General features: G+C 52.1%; 21 protein-coding genes. 8 read left to right on the forward strand and 13 right to left on the reverse strand.

Annotated features, from left to right (window positions below):
- Positions 1-393: 393 nt before the first annotated feature.
- Positions 394-834, reverse strand: coding sequence for a flagellar basal body-associated FliL family protein (locus DTL42_RS07580; RefSeq protein ID WP_114368116.1), 441 nt, complete (start codon positions 832-834; stop codon positions 394-396).
- Positions 834-1328, reverse strand: coding sequence for a hypothetical protein (locus DTL42_RS07585; protein WP_114368117.1), 495 nt, complete (start codon positions 1326-1328; stop codon positions 834-836). Before DTL42_RS07585 ends, DTL42_RS07580 begins: the two co-directional genes overlap by 1 nt.
- Before the next feature lie 386 nt (positions 1329-1714).
- Here DTL42_RS07585 and DTL42_RS07590 point away from each other — a divergent pair, with 386 nt between their 5' ends.
- The gene (locus DTL42_RS07590; RefSeq protein ID WP_114368118.1) at positions 1715-2050 is read left to right on the forward strand and encodes a hypothetical protein; all 336 of its coding nucleotides are present in this window, start codon (positions 1715-1717) and stop codon (positions 2048-2050) included.
- A gap of 86 nt (positions 2051-2136) precedes the next feature.
- On the opposite strand, the gene scpB is transcribed toward DTL42_RS07590, so the two are convergent.
- Complete coding sequence (gene scpB, locus DTL42_RS26525; RefSeq protein WP_234824116.1) at positions 2137-3096, reverse strand: SMC-Scp complex subunit ScpB; 960 nt, start codon at positions 3094-3096, stop codon at positions 2137-2139.
- Positions 3097-3565: 469 nt separating this feature from the next.
- On the opposite strand from scpB, the gene DTL42_RS07605 reads away from it, so the two are divergent.
- A complete protein-coding gene (locus tag DTL42_RS07605; RefSeq protein WP_114368119.1) occupies positions 3566-6085 on the forward strand; it encodes a plasma-membrane proton-efflux P-type ATPase in 2520 nt (839 codons plus the stop codon).
- Between the two features lie 43 nt (positions 6086-6128).
- Here the strand turns inward: DTL42_RS07605 and DTL42_RS07610 are convergent, their stop codons facing one another.
- The 3 genes from DTL42_RS07610 to DTL42_RS07620 form a co-directional block, all read right to left on the reverse strand.
- The gene (locus DTL42_RS07610; RefSeq protein ID WP_114368120.1) at positions 6129-6575 is read right to left on the reverse strand and encodes a hypothetical protein; all 447 of its coding nucleotides are present in this window, start codon (positions 6573-6575) and stop codon (positions 6129-6131) included.
- Between the two features lie 23 nt (positions 6576-6598).
- The gene (locus DTL42_RS07615) at positions 6599-7096 is read right to left on the reverse strand and encodes a hypothetical protein (protein ID WP_114368121.1); all 498 of its coding nucleotides are present in this window, start codon (positions 7094-7096) and stop codon (positions 6599-6601) included.
- 128 nt (positions 7097-7224) lie between these two features.
- Positions 7225-7782 carry an REP-associated tyrosine transposase gene (locus DTL42_RS07620; RefSeq protein WP_114368122.1) on the reverse strand — a complete coding sequence of 186 codons (558 nt, stop codon included), beginning with the start codon at positions 7780-7782 and terminating at the stop codon, positions 7225-7227.
- A gap of 393 nt (positions 7783-8175) precedes the next feature.
- Between DTL42_RS07620 and DTL42_RS07625 the strand changes: the two genes are divergently transcribed.
- A complete protein-coding gene (locus DTL42_RS07625) occupies positions 8176-9129 on the forward strand; it encodes a hypothetical protein (RefSeq protein WP_114368123.1) in 954 nt (317 codons plus the stop codon).
- A 317-nt stretch (positions 9130-9446) separates the two neighbouring features.
- Here the strand turns inward: DTL42_RS07625 and DTL42_RS07630 are convergent, their stop codons facing one another.
- Positions 9447-10403, reverse strand: coding sequence for a hypothetical protein (locus tag DTL42_RS07630; protein WP_114368124.1), 957 nt, complete (start codon positions 10401-10403; stop codon positions 9447-9449).
- A gap of 276 nt (positions 10404-10679) precedes the next feature.
- Between DTL42_RS07630 and DTL42_RS07635 the strand changes: the two genes are divergently transcribed.
- Positions 10680-11531, forward strand: coding sequence for a metallophosphoesterase (locus tag DTL42_RS07635; protein ID WP_114368125.1), 852 nt, complete (start codon positions 10680-10682; stop codon positions 11529-11531).
- Between the two features lie 33 nt (positions 11532-11564).
- Positions 11565-12113: a hypothetical protein gene (locus DTL42_RS07640; RefSeq protein WP_114368126.1), complete on the forward strand. Its 549-nt coding sequence runs from the start codon at positions 11565-11567 to the stop codon at positions 12111-12113.
- A gap of 13 nt (positions 12114-12126) precedes the next feature.
- Here DTL42_RS07640 and DTL42_RS07645 read toward each other — a convergent pair whose 3' ends face one another.
- Complete coding sequence (locus DTL42_RS07645; RefSeq protein WP_114368127.1) at positions 12127-13089, reverse strand: DUF1963 domain-containing protein; 963 nt, start codon at positions 13087-13089, stop codon at positions 12127-12129.
- A 356-nt stretch (positions 13090-13445) separates the two neighbouring features.
- Here DTL42_RS07645 and DTL42_RS07650 point away from each other — a divergent pair, with 356 nt between their 5' ends.
- From DTL42_RS07650 to DTL42_RS07665, 3 genes are all read left to right on the forward strand, one after another.
- Complete coding sequence (locus DTL42_RS07650) at positions 13446-14447, forward strand: SPFH domain-containing protein (RefSeq protein ID WP_234824117.1); 1002 nt, start codon at positions 13446-13448, stop codon at positions 14445-14447.
- Between the two features lie 56 nt (positions 14448-14503).
- Positions 14504-15439 (forward strand): SPFH domain-containing protein, encoded by a 936-nt coding sequence (locus DTL42_RS07655; protein WP_114368128.1) that lies wholly within the window; start codon positions 14504-14506, stop codon positions 15437-15439.
- Between the two features lie 503 nt (positions 15440-15942).
- Positions 15943-16476, forward strand: coding sequence for a DUF2569 domain-containing protein (locus tag DTL42_RS07665; protein ID WP_114368130.1), 534 nt, complete (start codon positions 15943-15945; stop codon positions 16474-16476).
- A gap of 10 nt (positions 16477-16486) precedes the next feature.
- Here the strand turns inward: DTL42_RS07665 and DTL42_RS07670 are convergent, their stop codons facing one another.
- The 5 genes from DTL42_RS07670 to DTL42_RS07690 all read right to left on the reverse strand — a co-directional run bounded on the left by DTL42_RS07670 (position 16487) and on the right by DTL42_RS07690 (position 22799).
- A complete protein-coding gene (locus tag DTL42_RS07670; RefSeq protein WP_114368131.1) occupies positions 16487-17212 on the reverse strand; it encodes a hypothetical protein in 726 nt (241 codons plus the stop codon).
- 283 nt (positions 17213-17495) lie between these two features.
- The gene (locus tag DTL42_RS07675) at positions 17496-18185 is read right to left on the reverse strand and encodes an EF-hand domain-containing protein (protein WP_114368132.1); all 690 of its coding nucleotides are present in this window, start codon (positions 18183-18185) and stop codon (positions 17496-17498) included.
- A gap of 520 nt (positions 18186-18705) precedes the next feature.
- Complete coding sequence (locus tag DTL42_RS07680; protein ID WP_158545277.1) at positions 18706-20259, reverse strand: TolC family protein; 1554 nt, start codon at positions 20257-20259, stop codon at positions 18706-18708.
- Positions 20260-20382: 123 nt separating this feature from the next.
- Positions 20383-20901: a dihydrofolate reductase family protein gene (locus DTL42_RS07685; protein WP_158545278.1), complete on the reverse strand. Its 519-nt coding sequence runs from the start codon at positions 20899-20901 to the stop codon at positions 20383-20385.
- Positions 20902-21038: 137 nt separating this feature from the next.
- The gene (locus DTL42_RS07690; protein WP_114368135.1) at positions 21039-22799 is read right to left on the reverse strand and encodes a DUF998 domain-containing protein; all 1761 of its coding nucleotides are present in this window, start codon (positions 22797-22799) and stop codon (positions 21039-21041) included.
- Between the last annotated feature and the right edge of the window lie 323 nt (positions 22800-23122).

Here is a 23122-nt window from a genome sequence, read left to right on the forward strand (position 1 = left end):
ACTTCATCTAGCAGTGGCCTCAGGCCCACCGCGTCTTTCCGTTGCCAAAATCGTCAACTAGTAGGTGGCTCGAGCGATGCCATTTGGCATCCGAACAAACGGACGAACTCGGGCGAGCAGGCCCTATCCGCCATTAGATCTCTCAGAAAACACATCTAACAGGTCGAACTTTGCAGGCAGACTGATGGCCATGCGTAGATTCATCATGAATGTATCGACCCCCGAGAAGTGGAGTCAATGGGAATTCTTGACGTTTGACACGGTTTATTCGAAACTATTAGAAATTCATGTTCGGGTAACCAAAACAAGCACTTTGGATTCGCCATAAGGCCATTTTCTGGTCACCAATTTACGGCGATTGGTGCATCAATTCTATAGCTAGAAAGTGCACGATTACCGGGTTTTTACGCGAAAGCTGCTGACATAGACGTCGCTCAGCTTACCGTCGTCGATCAGACGGTTCAGCTCTTTTAGCAGCCGTCGGCGAAACATAACCAAGTCGGGATCTTCCAATTCCTCGATGGTGGACTCGCGGGAAACGATCATTACCCGATCGCGAATCCGGATTTTCTTCTTCTGGAACTCTTCTTCGAGTTTGGTCAGGTCTTTCTCGTCTACCAGTCCCGCTAACGAGAAATCGAACCGCGTTTGTGTGTTGGAAGCTGGGTCAAAAGCCCGAAACGCGTATTCTCCGATTGCGATCTCGTGCGGTGGCAATGCTTCTTCCTCAGCGGTCGCATCGTTCGCTACCGTTTCCGGTTCTGCCCCGCAGCCCAATAGCAAAGGCAACAGCAACGCTCCGATCAGAAAACCCCATACGTAGCCGGTTCTCATTAGAAACGCTCCAAAACGACATTCGAGAAAACAAACCGCTTGATAACTCCTTGGCCCATAAACTCTTCGGTGAAGTCGCGTAATTGCGATCGAATCAACTGAAGTTCGGGATCGGCTAAGTCAATTAAGTTGGCATGCCGACAAGTCCGGATGATTTCGTCCGAGATCTCTCCTTTACGCTCTTCCAGAAAGGCTTTGACTTTCTCTTCGTTTTCCTGGGCAACCAGGCAATGCAATTGATAATGCAGGGCAACGCTCTCTTGGTACTCGGTCAAATCGGGCTGACGGCTCGGATCATCGGCGACCAAGACCGAAACGTTGAAGTCTCCCAAGTCGATCTCGACCCAGTCTCGTTTTTCCAACGATAGCAACAACTCTTCATCTGCCGAGGCGGACTGCTCGCAGCCACATAGCGCCAACGCCCCCACCACCAGGAGCAGTGCGGTTCCAGATCTCAGATCGAGTTGATTGGCCCACTTCCAGGCGAAATTCATCGGCGTTGCTAACCCATGCTAAAAACCGGCGAAAAGACTTGCGCCATGAAAGTATAGGTCGCCACTGCTTAGCGTCGAACAACTTCCCTTGTTTTCGCGCAGGACCGCAGTTCGGGTCTTAGAGTCTAGTAGGTAAGTAATTTCACTGAAATAAGTTACAACGCCTGGGCCGTACTTTTGCTGGGGCCCTATTCGCAACCTAAACTTGAACGTAAATCGGGCAAATTCCTTGGGACGGGCGTTCTTGCATGGCCGGCAGATTGAAGCAAAGAAGAAATTCTGTAACCCTATGGACACAAATAGGTTGCGTTCTTTTTTCGATCGTTGCTGCACTGCAGATCGGCTGTGGCACGCCCTACGTTCAAGGAGAGAAAGATGCCAAGGACATGCCGGACGCTTTGGTCCCGGTAGAGGTCGATCTCGGCATGTTCGATTGCACGATCCCCAATCCGAAGACGAACAGCACGATCTTGGTTGACTTTCATGCGTTCATAAAGCTGCCTAGGTACAAGAGTTACGAACTAGAGCCGATCCTTGAGAGCCACAAAAGTCGTTTTCGACACAACATGGTGCTGCGGATACGGAAGTTCAACCGAACCGCATTGAACGAGCCAGATCTGACTCAACTGAGGGAAGCGCTCCGAGCCTCACTCGACGAGTTGCTGCCCGATAACAAGATCGAGATGATTGGCTTCTACAGCTTTCAATTCTTGGAAGAGTAGGGGGGCTGTTTGCTGCTCGCGCATGAAAAAAGGGCCCTCTTAGAGAGCCCTTTTCTTGCACGGTGACAAGCAATTTCCGGCGAGAATTATTCTTCCTCGTCGTCGTCCCAATCTTCGTCGTCTTCTTCATCATCGTCGTCGAAGTCGTCGTCGTCTTCTTCGTCATCCCATTCATCGTCTTCGACTTCTTCCCATTCGCTGTCTTCTTCTTCGTCGAGGTCGTCGTCTTCTTCCTCGTCGTCGTCATCGTCGAAGTCATCGTCCCAATCTTCATCGTAGTCGTCGTCTTCGTCGTCATCTTCATCTGGGATTTCGTCGTCGGCCCCATCGTCGTCGTCATACAACTCGTCTTCTTCGTCTTCGATAGGCGGGGCTTGTGCGGACGGTTCTTGCGGGTTCCAAATTGCCACAGGCATGATTTCGGATTCGCCGCTATAAGCCGGGGAATTTGGGGCAAGTGTGATTGTCACCGATGTCTCCTTGTGATCGTCAACCTGAGAGGCCGTAGACGCCTCGGTCTCGGCTTCGAATCGTCGAAACTCGTCTTTACGGGGCAAATCGTCCAAGGACCGAAACCCAAACATTCTCAAAAACGCGGCGGTTGTCGCATAAAGGAAAGGTCTACCCAATTCCTCGCTGCGACCGCGAATTTGAACCAAGTCTCGGTCCATCAATTGGCGAATAATCTCGCCACAATTAACACCACGTATCGCCTCGACATCTGCCCGCAGGACAGGCTGCCGATAGGCAATAATCGCCAGTGTTTCCATGGCCGGAGTCGACAACCGAGTCGGGTCATCGCTACCAACCACCCGCCGAACCCAGTCGGCGAACTTTCCCCGAGTCAACAACTGGTATCCGCCAGCTAACTCCTCCACGCGAAACGCACGGTGGGCGGCGTCATATAGCCGATTCAGGGAACGCACTAGTGTACGGGCTTCGGTTCCATCCGCCAAGTTGGCAAGCTGGGCCAATTTGCGAGAACTTAGTGGTTGTTTGGCGAGGAACAAAATCGCCTCTAACCGCTGCATTCGACGGTTCCGCACGACCGATGCTTTCGCCTTGATCGGTCGCTTTCGCCGTTTTCTTCGGCAAACTCGGGCCAGTTTCTTGCGGGCATTTCCAGAACTGTTTGCGCAGGCGATCAACTGCCCCCAACGACGGGCGGTAAGTCGAATACCAAATTGTGAAGTTGACCGCCGCAATCGAAATATCTCGTGCAAGAGAAAAACCGCCCAGTCCTCTTTCTAGCGGAATGAGAGCAAAGGTCAAATGGCAGGTTTATCCGGCCTATACGGCAGAATTATTCCCTGCCAGCAAGCTCTGAACGAAGCTGAGCCGCTTCCTTTCTCGCTTACGGCCAAAGCGCCAATGGCTTTCTCCTAAGAATAAATCAAAGCACTGCCCTTCGCGCCGTGCGGCAAGAAAGGCATGCTAAACTGAATGCAGCGTAACACCTGGGGAGGAATTGCGCACTCTGGTCATTTGTCGCTTCCAGCAGGATAGGACCTATCTATGCACCAGCAGAACGATCCCCATGGCAAATCCCCTGCGAGTACCAAGACGCAGGAAAATTGGGACGAGCTTACCTTAGACCAGCTTGAAGAGCGGCTGAAATGTTCGCTTGACGGCCTCACTTCCGCTGATGCTCAGCAACGTTTAGCCGATCGCGGCTACAACGAGCTGACGGAAGTCGAGACCAACTTCTATCTGAAATTTCTATCGTATTTCTGGGGGCCGATTCCCTGGATGATCGAAATCGCGGCCATTTTGTCCGCTTTGGTTCAGCACTGGGCCGACTTCTTCATCATTCTAACCTTACTCATCGTCAACGCGGTGGTTGGCTTTTGGGAAGAATTTCAAGCTGGCAACGCGATTGCCGCACTAAAATCGAAACTGGCCCTCGGCGCACGCGTCAAACGAGACGGCAAGTGGCAGCAGGTACCAGCTCGGGAACTGGTCCCTGGCGATCTGATCCGCATTCGCCTGGGCGATATTACCCCCGCCGATGCCCGCTTGCTGGCAGGGGACCCGATTGAAGTCGACCAATCGGCCCTCACCGGCGAGTCGTTGCCGGTCACTCGTAAGACGAACGACTCGATTTTCTCAGGCTCGATCATTCGCCAAGGCGAGACCGATGCACTCGTCTACGGAACCGGCGCCGATACGTTCTTTGGACGAACGGCCAACTTGGTTCAAGCCAGCAATACAACCAGCCACTTCCAGAAAGCCGTTCTGAAAATCGGTGACTTTTTGATTGTCATCGCGGTAGTTTTAGTGGTTTTGATCTTAATTGTGGCCCTATTTCGTGGCGATCCCCTAGCCGAAACGCTTCAATTTGCCCTGGTTTTGACCGTGGCGGCCATTCCGGTGGCGATGCCAACCGTGCTTTCGGTCACCATGTCGGTCGGAGCCCGACTACTCGCTCAAGCAGAAACGATCGTCAGCCGTTTGGCCTCGATCGAAGAGCTCGCCGGGATGGATGTGCTTTGCTCGGACAAAACCGGAACACTCACCAAAAACGCACTGACCTTGGGCGAGCCCTTTCTGCTAGCAGGAGTCACCAAAGATCAAATCCTCCGCGCGGCGGCCCTGGCTTCGCGGGCAGAAGATCGAGATGCAATCGACCTGGCAATTTTGGCCGGGGCAAAGGGAGCGGTCGAAGGTACGCTGCCTGCGATTGAACATTACCAACCGTTCGATCCTGTGAGCAAACGGACCGAAGCGAAGTTTCACGAAAACGATGGGACAGCCCATTGCGTAAGCAAAGGGGCTCCGCAAGTGATTCTGGGCTTGGCGGACAACGCCGATCAGATTCAAGCGTCCTACGAAGAGGCAATCGATCAGTTCGCCCAACGAGGTTTCCGCTCGCTGGGTGTCGCCCAAACCGATGCCAATGGAAAATGGCAAGTTCTCGGCGTGCTTCCTTTGTTCGATCCACCCCGGGACGACTCTGCCACTACCATTGCCCAAGCCAAGCAAATGGGCTGCGACGTGAAAATGGTGACCGGCGATCAGGTTGCCATCGGTAAGGAAATCGCCGGGCAGCTAAACATCGGCACCAATCTTCTTGATGCGAAGATCTTCAAAGATGTCGACTACCACCACTCGGCCCGTATCGATCAAATGATTGAAGACGCCGATGGCTTCGCCCAAGTTTATCCGGAACACAAATACCACATTGTGGACGTTCTGCAGGAACATGGGCACATTGTGGGCATGACCGGAGATGGAGTGAACGATGCCCCAGCGCTGAAGAAAGCAGACTGTGGCATTGCCGTTTCTGGGGCAACCGATGCTGCCCGCGCCGCCGCTGATATCGTGCTGCTCTCGCCAGGTTTGTCGGTGGTGATCGATGCGATTCGGGAGTCTCGCAAAATCTTTCAACGGATGAACAGCTACGCGATTTATCGTATTGCCGAGACGATTCGCGTGCTGCTGTTCATGACCCTTTCGATCCTGGTTTTCAACTTCTACCCGGTGACGGCGGTGATGATCGTGATGCTGGCGTTGTTGAACGACGGCGCGATTTTATCGATCGCTTACGATCGCGTTCGCTATTCCAACCAGCCCGAGAAGTGGAACATGCCGTTAGTCTTGGGAATTTCCAGCGTGCTGGGCTTGGCTGGCGTGGTCGCTTCGTTTGGCTTGTTCTATTTAGCCGAACGAGTTTTCAAGCTCGACTCTGCCACCATCCAGTCGCTGATCTATCTCAAGCTTTCGGTCGCCGGTCAGTTAACGATTTTCGTCACACGAACCCGTGGCCCGTTCTGGTCGATCGCGCCAGCCAAAACTTTGCTATTGGCCGTTTTAGGAGCCCAGTTGGTGGCCACATTGATCGCCGTATACGGTGTCTTCATGGCGCCCATCGGTTGGGAAAAAGCGGGGCTGGTTTGGATTTACGCCTTGTCGTGGTTCCTGGTGAACGATCGCCTGAAGCTAATCGCCTATCGCCTGTTCGATCCCAGCGAAGAAGCCTGGCTCGATAAAGCAGGCACCCCCATCCATCGCCTGCTGGGTCGGTTCCACCGTTAATGCTAACAAAGGTTTCGAACAAACCCCTTCGAAGAGAATGAGCTTATGTCTCGTGCCAAATGATGTAGACGGTCAACGTTCCATCACCGTTATCAACGTAAGCAGCCTTCATGAATCTGACGTTCGGTAGGTTGTAATTAGCACCGATCAAGCCTGACGAGGGTGGATCCCACCAGACTTCGTCCGATCCGCCATTGAAAACATAATTTGGCTGCATCAACAAAGCATCAACCGGTGGCGAAAGAAAGAGTTTGCTCACATCGTTGGTATGCGCCACAAACTTGAACTCCACATAGCGATCGATCCCGCTGAGTAGTTTGAAACCTTGCGGCTCAATAATAATTTGTGGATTGAGGTACATCTCCGAGCGGCAGTACTTCACATGCTCTGCCGTTGGCTTTGTGGTGGAAATGTTGGGACCGAAATCGAGGCAGCCGCTCAGCAGCAAGGCCCCGATGATGATCGCAGGCCAGGCATAATATTTAGTCATTCAATGGTTTCTCGCACACGACCTTAGGGAGCGATCAGCATGCGGAGATTTTCCAGGGCCTCGTCACGTTGATCGGAGTGGAGCGAGTATTCTAGCAGCTTCATCCGCAACAAGCGCTTGATGGCTGGGTTATCGGTTTGCTGCATCATGTCGGTCACCACTTCGCGGCGTTCCTGCCGATTGCGAATCAGTTCCGGCAGATATTCAAGTGCGAACGAAGCGGACAAGACTTCGTCGCTGGCGATGCGAGCTTGGGCCGAGAGACGCTCGAATTGAAAGGGATATATCTGCGGATCACGAGGCCGACGATCCCAGTCCATCCGATCGTCAATCTCGCGTCGCTCTGGCCGATCACGATCCATCCGCCGATCTGCCTCACGATCGCGCGCTTCTCGTTCTTGCCGCACCCGATCGATACGATCTTGAGCGACAGCCGGTTGCGGTGAAAACAATACCACAGCAAACAAAACCATCAGCCACGGCGAAGTCATTGAAGTCGTCATTCGAAAAATGGTCAGCATGATAGGGAATCTCCGGGGAAGATTGAAAGTTGTTTCTGGTCCGCAATGCGGAACCTACATTACAAACGTTGAAAAAGCTCTCGTAGGGTCCGCTGTGCGGACCGAAAATAGATCTGATAAATTCATCCTCATTCGCCGATGGGTAACTTTTGCCACCGCTGTTCATCAGGGGGCAAACGTCCCCAATCAGGTTCATACAATCCTGCTTCCACCCAGCGATTGAATGTTGAATGAGGCCACTCCCCAGGGGCTAAGGCGTGTCCATGTTTCGCTGGGTTCCAATGGATGTAGTCGAGGTATGCCCGGTATTCGTCTTCATCTTGAACCGTATGCTCCCAAAACCTTCGTTGCCATACGCCAAACCGACGGTTCCGGCGACGCGATCTCGATGTCGCTTGCTGCTTTCCTCCTAAACGAAGGTACTCGCGACTGAACTCTTTCTTGATCCATCCCCATCGCAACGAATATCGATCGTCTCCGCGTGGTAGGCCCCAAACCGCATGAAGGTGATCAGGCAGCAAGACCATCGCTTCGACTCGAAATGGCCATCTTTGCTTTGCCTCGCGTAATAATTTGCCAAGTAATCGTACGTAGGTTGAATCGCGAAAGATTGGTGCCCGGTTTTCTGTTACCAGGGTGAAGAAATACATCCCGCCGGGAACTCGCGCTCGTCGATAATTTGGCATCGAGCTAACCTTATGAGCGTGTCGGTCCGCACAGCGGACCCTATTGGAGCCATATCTACGTTCACACGGTAAGGTCCGCTGTGCGAACCAAAAAAACATTACAACCAACCCTTACCGCCCAGCCGGCACAACCTTCTCATTCTGCAGCTGTTTGTTAACGGCGTAACCATCCAGAAAAGCGTAGGTTACGCCCGTACGAAAAAGCAAAATCGGCGCAGTCTTGGTCGATCTCTGCCGCAATCGGGCAGGCGTGACGAATCGAAGACTTGTTATTCGTGACGAAATCAATCGATCAATGCTAGAAATCCTCTTGAGCATCGTTCAATGAGCAAGACTTGCTCATCTGGACAATCCAGTCAAAAGAGAACCTCGCCTTGTCGCTTAGCGATTGCCATGGCAAGAACGACCATAATATCGGATGACGAGATAACCACCGAACTAGCGGCCGCTCCGCTCGCTTCGCCAGGTGCATCCCTTAAACTTAAAGGGCTGTGGTTGGCTGGCGTTGTCGCTTGCTGTGGGTTGGTTTGGCTGGGCTGGTGTGTTTATCGTGGTAACGCCGAAGCCAAGTTGATTGCTCAGATCGAACGTGATGACGGCCATGTCATTCACAACTATCAAATCGATATTCGCGACGACCCGCTAGAATTTCGCCCGAAGCTATTGACCATCTCGAACCCTCCTTGGCTCGATCAGGTGTTCGGTGTCCCGATGCTCTCGCATGTGGTGTGCGTTGAATCTGGCTTCTCTGGGTTTACCAACGATCACTTGTCGCAACTCAGGCAGTTGCCCAAACTACAAAAGCTCGACTTGCGCAACACGCAGCTTACCAATCAATCGTTTGTCGCTTTGGCCCAGCTTCCTTCGCTGCGAGAAGTTCACTTCTACTGGACATTCATCACGGCCGAACAACTGCAAACACTTGCCCATTCGCCAACACTGCAATCGATTCACTTCGTGAAAAGTGGCGCCAGCAACCAAGCGTTACCCTCACTAAAACGCTTTCCGCATTTAACCAAAATCACTCTGACCGGTCCTAGCATTACGGGTTTAGGGATCGCCAGCCTAGCCGAGTGCGAACATCTGCAATCGATCGAGCTGCGCGATATCTCGGACATGACCAACGAAGACCTGCTTCCTTTGGTGAAATTAAAAAATCTGAAAACGTTCACAGCGAAAGGATGCAGCATCGATGAAAACGCCTATCCCATTCTTGCCCAGATGCCTGCTTTGGAAACACTGACCATTCTCGGCGTCAACTACGGTTCCAACTTCACCCCAAGTCGAAAACCGATTCGTTCGCTTGAAGAGCTACGGAAGCAATACGAAGCGGCATCACTCCCATAATATTCTTCTAGCACGTTCCTTGTAACTCGCTCATAATGTCATCTGCTCGATCCGCTCTATTGTCGAGTAGGACAACCAATGGAAGCAATAAGAGTCTCTGGACTAGCTTCCGTTCCACTCCCTGAACGAATCGCTATGAACAAACTTCCCACCCAAAGCATTCGTCCCAAACGTTGCTGGCTTAGCTTCAGCCTCCGCGCTATGCTAATTCTGTTGACGCTCGCCTGTTTGTTTCTCGATTCGGTGGGTACTTTTACGTTCGACCATAAGCTCTGTCATTGTGCTTCACGCGAGATTAGCTAAATCTGCAAGAAGACTTATCGATCAACAAAACGCTGCAGCACTTTCATGCTGCTTGCGTAGATGTAGGCGTCGTTTTGTTTCGACTTCTGATTGGCTTCGGACCACTCTTGATAGCCGAGTTCCTGAAAGGCCACGTCGTCGACTTTGCCTAGCTCCAGCAGAATTTCTCGCATTACTTCGTAGCCACGCAAGTTCATGTCGGCCAGCACTGGCGTACCATCGCTATAGCGCACAGCGGCAAGTTCGCGCATCGCAGGCGAGTTTGGTAAATGGCCTTGAGAGTCGGTTGCTTGCGCGATTGGATTCCACAATACGAATTCTGCATCGTAGGTCAACTGCGTCAACTCGTTCTGCTGCGACTGGCTTTGCGGCCATGGTCCTTCCGCAGGATAACGCACATCCCCGAGATCGCCGGTTGCAATACCATGTTCGGACCAACGTGTCATGCCTTCCAAATACCAACGATTTTTGAAATAGGTGGCGCCATACTGAATCAAATGAAAATACTCGTGTGCAGGAGTTACATTCTTTATGGGATCAACCCGATTATTTATCGTAATGCTGAGCGCGCGTTCCCCAGGCTGGCCTTGGGCGATTATCCGAGCCCGACCCGATTCGTCGAAAGCGATACCGTTCGATTTGCTTTGTCGCAGCGACACTTGAATACATGTGACGCCAGGATAACGTTCAGAGGTTAATGGATCGGGAAATTCCAGCACTTCGCAAAACAACCGATGAGCGACATTCAGTTGCTTGGCAATATCTTCCACACGATCTGGCACGCCTGATTGGTCTTTGTCGTCTGCGGGAACAGCAGAAGTGCCTTCCAAGGAATAAAAAATTCGAAACTTGCCTGCGACGAACGTTTGATCCAAGCGTTGCTTCGGCGGATCCGCGGCAAACGATACGGCGCTTCCTAAACCGACTAACACTACGACTAAACCAATGCTCCATTGATTCATCAAGCGCATACCCAATTTCCTTTACAATGGAACAACAAACAGGACGTCTCACGATATCCGCCTATGCTTCTTCTATTAACTATTGTCGTTCGCTCTTAGTCAATTACAAAGCCGCACAGTCCTTGCTTTTCAGGGATTCTACATAAGAAATGGTTCATCTAAGGGCGTTCTCGCGAAGCTTTGGGTTGAGTGAGTCGGACGATCTGAATAGCATGAATTCACTTTCCTTAGCAGGACTATCGAATTCGTATCAAGCTCGACTCGAAGCAAGAGAGCATCCGTACGATGCCAGCCAAAGCGACCGACGAATTTACCTTCGTCTCTGGCGGCGATAGTGGTTCCAGCAGCGCGGCTCGACGGACGAACAAACTGGCCGCGATTCAATCCCCCAAGTTCGTCCTGCTGGGCGGAGACTTGGCGTACGAAAACGGCGAGTCTTCCACAGCATTTTTGAAGTTCATCGATAACTATTCTGCCGACCTTCGCGACGAGCGCGGGCACCTGATTCCCTTGGTCGCGTGTATCGGCAACCACGAAACGGTCGGCTTCTACGACAAAACACGAAAAGAGGCGCCGTTCTTTTATGCCATGTTCGACGGGCTTTATCCTGATACAGGGTATGCCACGCTCGACTTCGGCGATTACCTTTCGGTCGTGCTCACCGACTCTGGTCACACCTCGCCCATCGAAGGCGATCAAACCGATTGGCTCGCGCGGCAATTGAAAGCGCGGGAAGACCACCCCAACGTCTTTCTAGTGAATCACGTGCCAATGTATCCTTGCGTGCGAAACGCAGACGGTGAACTACATGCCTCGATGCGGCAACATTGGAGCCCGCTGTTGGAACGCTACAACGTCGATGCCGCGCTCGAGCATCACGACCATGCTTTTAAGCGAACGCATCGCATGCTCGACGGGATGGTAAACGACCGAGGCGTTCTCTACCTGGGGGATGGTTCCTGGGGTAGAATTCGTAACCCCGAAGGCCCAGACAAACGTTCGTACTTGGCGAAATCGGCCGAGTCCTATCACATGTCACTGCATTGCCTGGCCGGTAAAGATCGCTATCACATGGCGTTGTCGGATCGCGGGAAAGTGGTTGATGTAGTCCATACACAGAAGCTGGCTCGGACGTAATTCAACAAGGCATTTAATCTTTTGCGAGGATCTATGTTCGACTTTCTATTTCGCCGTGGTAATCCGACCAACGATTGGCAGCGTTCGTCCCATTTGAAATTAACCGCCTCGCTCGATATTCCAGAATTCAATGGTATTCCTCTCGGAGCGCCATTTGAGCGGGTTTCGTTTCTTGGTCGAGACGATGCCTTCGAATTTGGAGCCCATTGTTACCACGACCTGGGAGTTAGTGTAGAACGATCCTCAGACAATAAGATCTCCGGGTTTTGGATCGTGTACGTTGGTGAGGATTACGATAAGTTCCAAACCTATCAAGGAGAACTCACGTGGCAGGGGGAACCTCTTGACGTCAACAAACTAAATCAGGACAACCTGTCGGATGTCTTAGGACCCAGGTATTGGCTTGACACGGACGAGGATGAATCGATCGCGTTCTACGAATTTCCGACGTACGAAATCCAGGTCGAACTTACGCTTTCCGGCAAAATCAAACGATTTGGGATTTGCCAAGAACCGCTCCTGGCTGATCCGCAACATCGCGAGGCTTTAGGGGTTACCAAACCTTGGATCTACGATCGGTAAGAACGGCTATCCTCTATCCGGTGTTTCCGATCACGGCCACGGCCTTCTCGAAATCGGTGTTCTCAAGGTCCGTTCGTCGGATCCAAAAGCAAAGCGACCCGCCGTTTCCCCAGCGCCAGCCGGCGTCTTGTTCGTGATGTTGGATGGTATCGTCGCTGTCGAACTTGGCCAGCATGATCCATGACTTCAGATCGTCGGAGGCTGGCTTACCGGTCCGCTGTTCGTAGAACCGCTGGGCGTCGACCCGCATGTCGGTTCCCAGCGGTTCGTGCACCGAACCTAGCAGGCGATGATCGATACGCCGTTTGCCTCGACGATGGCCGTGCATCTCCTGCATCATTTCTAAAGCGCGACTCCATTCGTTCGAGTCGACATCTTCTTCGGTCATTTCGTCAGCGCGCGTTAGAAGAAGTTTCAGCGAGTCCTTATCCAGCGATAGCGCGCGGCGGAAGCTAACGCGATGTTCCGAATAGGGACGGAACATGGGAGGCTGATAGTGGGGAAGTTTCTGATTGGCAGGTACTTTAGGTTCCCTCAATTCGGGAAATTCTGATCGAAGCAGAGGGGCTTCTTCCGGGGCGAAAGTAACCCAGCCGAACGGATACTCCCTCGATTCTGGTCGTAGCAAACAGGTATGGTTCGATTGCCAATCGGCTAAGATATCGAACCAAAAGTAAAGCCAGCCATCGCGCGGCAGTGGCACCGCTTCGCGGCATTCCTCGGGTAAACTGGCCAAATGAAACTGGGCTAGAAACTGAAGCGGGTGCTCGGCATTGGGCCGAACCGGCCAAAAGGTGCCTTCGGCTAGATGAGGAAGTCCGCCAAATTTGGAAGTGCCTATCCGCAACGAACGACCAGCCTTCGAACCTACATTCAAACGGACCGCTGGTTCAACGCCATCTTGAATCAAAGCGTTGTGACGTTCTAGTCCATATTTGCTGACCAGGCGATCCAGGGATATATCCGTTCTCGTCATCGATCTTGTCGCAGTTGTGAAATCGATCGTTATTTTCAGTTCTTATTCTAAGAAAACAACGTACTACACAACGATTCTAACTAAACGCTGCGCAAACTCGTCGAAAGTTCTTTCAAAGCCAAAAGAAGCTCTGCTGTGCCAGAGGCTAAGAATTTCGCCTTATCGACAAACAACCGAGCGGTATCTCATCTTCGTGGACTAAAAAACTCGTGCGTCAACGACCGTACAGACCTTACAATCCGACGAGACGTTACGACGACTCGTCGGCTGTGATAATATCGATGCGTCACACATGGGCGGTGCTACATTTTGTGAGGTCTTTTCTCGACCGCTGCTTGTTATTGGGGGGGAACAACATGATCGAGTTTGTAGTGGGGCTTACTTTAGGCTTCCTGGCGTACGTATTTTTTCGCGTTGTCTTAACTGGCTTTTATGTGATTCCTCCCGATCAACGGGCCGTGATCACCACCTTTGGCAGGGCCGATCGGCTATCGTCCGATTTCAACGAACCATTGGACGATCCAAACTTAACCGAAGAAGAAAAGAAACGGTACACCTACCCCAAGGTCAAAGTCGTCGGCCCAGGCGGTCCCTATTTTAAGATGCCGTGGCAAGAGGTTCACAAGGTGAACGTCGCCACACGCAGTATCGATCTGGTTTGGGATCCGACCAAGAAACAGGACACCATCGAAGCGGTCACGAAAGACAATCTCACCACCGGCGTCAACGGTCAAATCCGTTACCGCGTGAGTGAAAACAATATGTATGCGTTTCTTTTCGGCGTCGAAAGTCCTTTGGAACATATCATGGGCTACTTCGTTAGCGTGCTGCGCGAACGGATTGCCACCTTCAGCGATCCGAAAGGGGCCAGCTTGCTTGCCAAACCCAGCGACGATGATGACGAAGCCCGTACAACGATCGATCTTTCAGAAGGCGTTTCGATCAACGATTTGCGGAAGAATCTGCCTCTGCTAAATGCCTACATGGAAGAACAATGCCGCTGCACGCCGGGGCGTTATGGGGTGGAACTTGATGCGGCGCTGATTACCACGATCGATCCACCACCGGAGGTCGATCGTGCGCTTTCGGCGATTAACAGCACCCGCAATCAAGTGGCCGCCGATATCAGCACCGCCCAAGCCGATGCCGAGCAACAAATCACCATGAGCAAACGAGCCGTCGATATCGCCTCGAACAACGCCCAAGCTGAAGTCGCTCCACTGCGCGAACTGGCGCGCACGCTCACACAGATCAAATCGGAAGGGGGAACGTCGGCACTGCGGGCATATATCCGCGACATGCGCGTGCCACTACTCGCCCGCGCGACCAGTGTCGTGCAAACGCAGGACGAAAAGTAATTTCGCCGCCAGATTGATTTTACCTAGCAAATCACTTTTCCCCAGAGATCTTTGTTATGTTCCCCACTTTGGTTGCTATTGGATTTTTCGTTGGCCTCTCGTTCATTCCCATTCTGCTGCGAATGGCGACCGGTTTTGGTTTGTATGTGGTCGTGAAGGAATGCGAGTCGCATGTCTACACGCTGTTCGGCAAAGTGATGGGCACGATCGACGAGCCTGGTCTGCACTTTCCGATCTCAATTTTTGGTCCAGGTGCGCTTCTGGTCCCGTTCTTTGGTAAACGACATATCGTCAGCACTGCCCTGCGGCAACATTACCTTCGCGGTCAAATGGTCAACTCGGAAGAAGGAACACCGATGGGGGTGGGCCTCTGGTACGAGATGGAAGTGAACGACCCGGTCGCTTATTTGTTTATCAACACGAATCCGGAAGGTTCGCTGCAAGCCAACGTAGCCTCGAGTGCGATCAGCACACTCTCGAACTTGGAAATGGACAAGATGCTGGAAGACCGTCACAGCCTCAGTCGCACCGTTCGCGCTGCCGTTTCGCCACTGAGCGAAAAATGGGGCTATCGGCTGGGCTCGGTCTATATCCGCAAGGTCTTCTTTACCGATGTGCAGATGGTGCACAACATTACCGACAAAGTGGTCAAACGTCTGATTCAAGTCACCAGTGCGATGAAACAAGATGGCGATAACCGGGTCGGTTTGATCAAGAGTGAAACGGCCAAAGAGGTCTCGCAGAAGATGGCCGAAGCTGGGGCGATGCGGCCTGATATTGTCGGGCAGATGCTCAACCAAATCAGCAAGGCCGATCCAGAGATCATGGACGCCACGCTCGAAGTGATGGAAGTCGAGAATTTGCTGGCCTCAGGCGCGGCGATCAGCATCATCCCGCGCGGAAGCAACGTCCTGCTGAATTTAAACAGCGGCGATGGCAAACACCCTTCCGATCAACGAAGTTACGGGGAAGTTGAAGAACCTCGCCGTTAAGGGACTAGGGCCATGCCCCCAGAATAGAACGAACACTTCCGGCACCAGGCCGTTCGTCGTTCGTCGTTCGTCGTTCGTCGTTCGTCGTTCGGAAGGGCCTAGCCTGGCCGATGGCGTTTTTCAAGTTGTCTTGGGAGACTAACCACCCGCGATGATTCTTCGCGTGGCGGAATTTGCGATACAAAAAAGCCAAAGCGGAATTTCCCAATCCCAGCGTCCAGCAAATTGAACTTGCCCGGAGTTAAGCTGATGCGTGGGCAACTGAACGAAGGAATCGCCTTGCTGGCCGAGAGCGTAACCAGGCGCCGTCAATAATTGGCGATTGGCTTTCTACTGCGGTAACAAGTTATTCGGGCTGAGACGATCAGAGAGGCGATTCCCTAGCCAGTTTGATCAACAAGTTACCCTTTTTCGGTGACAAAAGACGAACTGCTTGACTAAACTCATGATAGCTCTTCTCCGCAACTATCAGATTTTATCGCTTTGTTTGCAAGGCTTCTTCAATGGATCCATACACTTCCCCAACCCTTGAACCGAAACCAGACGACAACCAATTAACCCAAGAAGAGAAAGAAAAGCTAAACGGTTTAAGCGGTTGGTTGGTACTGGTGGGAATAGGGGTTGTTATTGGTCCGCTACGCATCGGTGCGATGATGCTGATGACCTACCCGCCAATATTCCAAACGGATACTTGGGCATTACTCACCACGCCAGGGAGCGAGCATTACAAAGCGCTGTGGGCCCCGATCATTATTGCCGAGATTGCCATCAATGGCCTGCAACTTTTGGCATGCCTCTATATGATTTATCTTTTTTTCGCCAAGAAAGCCGCGTTTCCCAAATGGTACATTGGGCTCTCATTGTTTGTGACCGCGTTCATCGTTATCGATGCCTTCGCGGTTAAGATGGTACTGCCAGAGGCGCCGATATTTGATCAGGATACTCTCAGAGAACTAGTTCGGAGCGTTGTTGGGTGTGCTATTTGGGTTCCATACATGCTTGTTTCCAAGCGTGTTAAGGCTACCTTCACGAACTAATCGCTGGTCTTCAAAGCGCTTGAGGTAGGTTTCGGTCCATTTGGTCCGAATTAGAGAAACGGTCGTGCCAGGCTTGCACTTCGTTGCGAACCTCTTGCATGGCCGCTTCCGGCGTCTCGGCAGTCGCTTCAAAGCGGCGCGAGTACTCGGCCAAACCAATCTTGATGGTCACTGTGCAATGAAAACGGTAGACCCGTGGCGAATTGCCCCAAGATTCCAGACGAATATAAGTGGCGCCGAGTCGGTCTAGTTCCACTTGAATGTCGGTTGTATTTTCGTTGATGATTCCGCTCGAAGGCACCTGCGGAACCGTCAAGCGATCGCTCGGCAGCGGCAAGTCGTCAATCGGGTCGTTTTGCGGCGGAACGAACTGGGGAGGTTCACTCGTTTGCCTGACAATCTGAGAGGGCATCTCCCAGTTGGTCGGTTGAACCGGACCATGTTCGGATGCCGCTCGATGAAGCTCGGAGGAATCGTATTCAGCAAAATGGGCCGTAGGAGAAACGGCGACTTTTTCATGTACGGTTGGGGGAGTCGTGGCGAGCACCGGAAACGATGCTAGCTTGTCCGAAGTTCGCACAGGCGGAATCGGAGGAGACGCCGTCTCGGTCTTGCTTTCCGGCAGAAAACCTTTGAGGGCTCCATGAACGCCCTCAGGCATGATCGCCACAATGGGCAGCCCGATTAAGAACAGCAATACGATTAGCGAACGGATCGTTGTTAATTCCGAGTTCACTTGGCACTTCTTTCACGTAGGTCCATCTACAGAAGCTGTCCATCGTAGATCACAACGTCTCGGAGGCAAATAGTAATTTGTAGCCAAACTAGAAGCGAAAAACGCTTTGGGCGGAAATTACCGTAGAAGAGGCAAACCAGGTAAGAACGTCCAGCCCCATGGCCACTTACTGTCGGCCCAACAAAAAAACCGACCGCCTGACGAATCAAGCGGCCGGTTTCCGGAAATATCGCTACTAAGACCACTACTTTTCAATAGGCACAGCAGTCCGCAGCGGGTGAACTTAGTTGTTGTCGCCGTCGCGAGGTCCACGAGGACCACCTTCACCATCGCGAGGACCACGACGTGGGCCCCTTTCGCCGTCGCGAGGACCGCGAGCCCCTTCAGGGCGATCGCCACCGCGACCACCAAAACCGGGGCGTTGTTGGCCCATTTCCTTCAGCTTCGCTTTTTGTTCTTCGGTCAAGATAGAAGCAAGCTTTTTCTCGACTTCTTCTTGCAGGGCGCGGACGTCACGGCGTTGTTCTTCGCTCAAGCCAAGGCGTTCCATCAAGAAGGGAGGCATCACCATCCCAGGCTGGAACCCCATTCCGGCTCCTGGCCCCATTCCGCGACCCCCTTGTCCGCCTTCACCACGGCCGGGACCACCCTGACCAGGTCCACGGCTGAACGATGCAGTGAGTTCTTCCTTGGTTAGGAAGCCATCTTTGTCGGTATCGACTCGCTCGAACATGGCGGCCATGCGGCTTTCGCCCAGTTCTTCCTTCGAGAGCTTGCCGTCGCCGTCTTTATCCCTTTGCATAACGCGTTGGAGAATTTGTTCAGGATCGAATTGACCGCCACCACGGGGGCCACCTTCACGCGGGCCTCGAGGACCCCGTTCACCATCTTGGGCATTGACCGATGCCGCCGTCGCACCTACCAACAACACCGAGAAAATAGCCAGTGATTGTTTCCAATAAGTCTTCATCATTTATTCACTCTATGATTTGCATTAACAGGGAGAAATGGCTGCTGCGTAGCAAAGGGCACGCTTGTAAGCCGAAATTAGTAAGGACACAAACCGTTCGCGTTTCCATGGATTATCGCAGCGAAATTCAGCTTGTTTTTGCCAGGGAAATCATCCCTTGTCTTCAGTGATAAACCAACCAAAACAAGGAAAGTTACGGTCGGTTCTTAATTTTGTTTTCAGAAGCCAACTAGCGAGACTACTCGAAACCGGCAGGGGTTAACGGCAGCACTAAGTGGGCCAGCCCAGGGTGCCAAGCACTTTCCGGATCAGAAAGAAGGAGGGCACCTTGCTATTGGATTAAACCACTAGCCCCGGCAAGAGTTCCGAATTATTACTAGAGAAACCGTTTTCGTCCGTTGAACTTCACGGCGATTTGGTCTCGCAGAAGAAAAGCAAACAGGTGGCAGATCGCGCAAAAAAAGGACGCTCAATGGTTTGAGCGTCCTTTCTTCTCTGCTGTGGAGGGAACTTACAGCAATGACTATTGTTGGCTGAACGTCTGGCCTCGCAGGGTGTCGCCGTCCTGGAAGTCGCCTGGTTCGTCCAAGCCGCCGGTAAGCAGCAGACCATCAATTTGGGCATGGGCTTTGGCCAATTCACCCAACGATTCGATGTATTGCAAATTCGTATCGAAGTAAGTTCGTCGCACAATCAACACTTGGATGAAGGAGAACTCACCCGCCTCGTAAGCCTGTTCGGCCAAGTCAAGCGTTCGCTTCGCTTTGGGAAGAATCTGTTCTTCGTATCGCTTCACAGCAACCATCGCTGAATCATACTGTCGCGAGACTTCCGCCAAGCGAGCTTTCAACGACATCTCGACACGCTTGACCGAGTGCGTTGCACGAGCATACTCGCGATAGGCGGCCGAGATGTTGCCACGGTTGGCGTTGAAGACCGGAATCGGAGCACCGACTTGCACGTTGATCATGCCACTGCCGGTACCGTTATCGTGACCTGCTTGAAGCTGAGCGGTCAGGTTCGGGATGGCCTGGACCTCTTGCCGTGACAAGTTGGCTCGGGTCTTAGAGACGCGGCTGTAAGCAGAGCGAAGCTCGGGACTGTTGGCCAACAGGTTGTGGTAGACATCATCCCAATTCAAATCGCCTGTGGCAGGATTCAAACTACCGACTAATTGCGACTTCGACATTTCCGGCACGCCTGCGATGGCGGCCATCGCTTGCCAAGCGGCATCCCACTTGAATTGAGCCTGTTGTCGCATGACTTCGACTTCGTTCAATTGGATTTCGGCTTGCAGCTGATCGGATTGAGCGGTTTCCATTGCCTTGAAGCGTTTCTCGGCTAGTTCCGCCCCCTTGGCGGCAACCTGTTGGAAGTTGTCGATCACTTCCATCCGCCGCTGAGCAACCAAAGCATCCAAGAATGCCATCCGCACATCGGTCAGCACGCGGAAACGTTGGGATTCAACATCCCATCGCTGCGCTTGGACCGCGTGGCCCAATACGTTCTCGTTGAGCTGTAGCTTATGAGCGGTGACAAATTCCTGCTCGACAAAAACCAAGTGTTGGTCCGTGTTTTGGTCGGCCAATTGGCTACCGGTATAGCCAACGTTCGGGTTCGCGTAGCGTCCGACTTGGTATTGATAGTCCTGCGCCGCGAAGGCTGTCGCCGAGCTTTGACGAATCGTGGGATTGTTCGCTAAAGCCAAATCTTGAATTTGCTGTAGCGAAAGACCACCAATCATCCCATTGTCTACTGCCACAGGGGCTGGAGCCTGAGCAACCGAAAAAGTTGGTTGCTCGAAAGCATGAACCGCCGGCGGCAGGATGGTGGTAGGCTCTAACACCGGCGGCTGAATCTCTGACGATTGTTGGTGCGAAGCCAACTGCACCGGCGGTTGTGAATTAGGAATCGGTGCCGGCGAAGGATCGAATGCCGCAGTTTCCGAAATATCGGCCGGCAAAATCGTCTCTTGATAAGGCTGATCTAACTTGGCGGAAGACGTGGCACAGCCGACGACGCTCGACAATCCCAGCACAAACCACCAACTACCGCGACCTGAAGTCGTTACTGCCATTCCCATCCTCGCTACCGCCAGTATCAGCACTGACCTGGCTACCCTGAAAATCACTACAAGACCTGCTATAGTTCTCGGCGGAATATTCAGTACGAAATAATAGAAAAGCAGGGTGATAGCAGGCTACTTAATCACTTCGAAGTCAATCTGTACTAGCCCTTGGCTAAAATCGCGCGAATGTTTAACGGTTAACCGGATATCGCGGCCAATATGCCTTGCCAGTGGAATTCCTTCGCCCAGCAAAATCGGTTGGACAAACACCTTTAGCTCATCGATGGCACCCGCCTCGAGAAACGCTGCGGCCAGTTGTCCGCCACCTACGAGCCAGATATCTTGCCCCGGCTGACTTCGCAGCCAGCCAACAAACTCGGAGACCGGTTGCCGCACAATCTCGGCATGCTGGCACTCGAACAGTTTTCGAGAGAAGACGTAGTTCTTTTGGTTGGCGTAAGGATAAGGCCTTAAGCTCAAGACGTGCTCGTACGTATGACGTCCTTGAATAACGGTGTCGATCGAGTTCAAGAACTGCGCGAAACCAAAGTCCTCGTTACCTTCCGCTTGAATCAACCAATCGATGGCACCATTAGGCCGAGCGATAAATCCATCGAGGCTGGCCGTCACGAAGTAAACAATCTTTCTCACAGAATCGTATCTCCTACAACGCTGTTTCCTACAGACGCTTGCAGAACCCAAGCTGGCCAAAGCGGGCTCTCAGAAATTGCTTGCGGCAAATCCATGAGCGTTGAGTACGCAGACGAACGGAAACAGTTCAGCAAGCGCTAATCGATCGGATCAACTGGTGCCTTTTCACCAAAGTCTGGCAGGGTTGGCTTGAGCATGTTCTGCCCCTGAGGATCAAACTTCCAAATGAATCTGCCGTTGGCGTCATCTTTGTCAAAGATTTCTAAGTCCTGCAAATAGTCGACCAACCTAAAAAAAGAATCTCCTAAATAGATCCCCATCTGATCATCTAAACGATGGTGCCTGCGGAGAAAGATCAAAACCCCGACCGTTTCGTCCGAGTTCTTCTTACCAAAGGAAATCAGATCGATGCCGGCCTGCATCTGGACATCACTTAGCATTCGCAGGCACTCGTCATCGTCGGGATAGCGATCATGCTTCTGCTGAAAGGTTGCCACTTGCCGGGCTAACTTCACCATTTCGTAACGCTGGAAGTGACTGGCCGAGAAGTTGGTTTGAAAAACCATCTTTCCCGTAAAATCAGTCACGTCTAACCATAGATAGTCGTTATAGAAACCAGGAAAAGATATCGAGCCAAAAGGAGTGTAAGTCTGTGCCTCGTCGACATAATATTGATCGAGTTCCTGCTCCATCTTTTCAATGATGAGAGGAAGGTTTTCTGCATATAGTATTCGCTCGATAGCGGCCATTCGCCAATATGAAAAAGTAGGATTATTCACCACCGGTGCGGCCAGTAAGTTATCGATCCAATCGACTACCGATTCGTCCATCTCACGTTTTAAAGCTCGGCGGATACTCAGCCGCAAACCTGGAATCGGTTGCAGCATTTCGTCATAAATATCAGCCGGCACTGGCGAGGACTTTCCCAACACTGCCTGAAAAATAAGATAACGATAAAACTCGAACCACTGATAGGATTGGCAATCGTCAATTTGCTCGTCCAGCAATTGGGTTCCCATCGTGCGGAGCAGTTGCAAGTCAAGCAGGACGGCATCTAGGTCGTTGTCGTACAGATGAACCAGGGCATCGTAAGCCAGCAAGCGAGCTACCAGCGGATGCCAATCCTGAAATTGCTCGTCCGATTCGAGCACAAGCATTGGTAGTTGTTGCAGCGGTTCGTGGTAATGATCGACCAGCGGACGCAACTCGTTGATCTGTTTCGAACCTGGCACGAAGGCCCGCAGTAGCTTGGTATCGGGCAGCAAAAAACCTTCGGGGAATTTCGTTTTCATCGGTTGAAAATCGGTAACGTTCCCTCGCCAAACAGGCCGAGACTCTTGCATTAAGCTAAGCAATAAATCGTCGTGCGCCGCAGCCGCTTCCTTGTTTTGCTGGGGAGCTAACTTTTCTTGTGTGGCTAACTGCTCAGCATACTTTTCGCGAAGTCCCTTTAACTTCGAGCTTGCGTGCCAATCGGCTAAGACAAACACCCCCCACGCCAGCAGCACTGCCAATCCACCAGCGACAAACGTGCGAATCAACGGCCAAGTGCGAGCCCAGCGTTCTTTTTTCTCTTCAGCATTGCGCCGTGGCCACAAACCAACGAACGTTCCCAAGGCCATTCCCAGCAGAAAACCAATCCCCGAGGCCAAATAGTCGTTTTCGGATTGAGACAACTCTACTTCGTTCAGCCCTATTTGCGACATGGAAACCTTGCCTGTCCAGATTCCGAAAACCAACAGACCAAGCAAGCCAACAATAGGCAGCCAACCGAACGTCGCCAAAAGAAATCCGCCCACCAGATTCCAGCGAAACTTCAAAAACAGAATCGCTAGGGCAAAGCCAACCAAACTCCAAGCCAGCAGAAAACTAATCAACAGAATGATGTAAACGGTCATGGGTTGGTAGGGGACTCGTGATAACGAAAGTTGTCTACGAAGTTAAAGGATCGTTTTAGCGAGCCCACTTCGACAGTTGCAGTGCGGCCAAGTCGCTTTGTCCAAAGATTATTGCTGCTTGCTCTGCCGTACGTTTCGCAGCACAATTTGGTCACACTTGTTCGATTCGTCAGAACCGTGCTCAATCGATCTTACTGCAATTCATATTCGCTACCTCAGGTTTAAGTTGAAAAACAACGCTGAAAACGCCGAGCGAGAAATTATCGTGTTTTTTTCGCCCATTTCACCGCGATATCATGCCACTGAACAGCCAAGGGCTTTGC

Source organism: Bremerella cremea, from assembly GCF_003335505.1.
Classification (GTDB): Bacteria; Planctomycetota; Planctomycetia; order Pirellulales; family Pirellulaceae; genus Bremerella; species Bremerella cremea_A.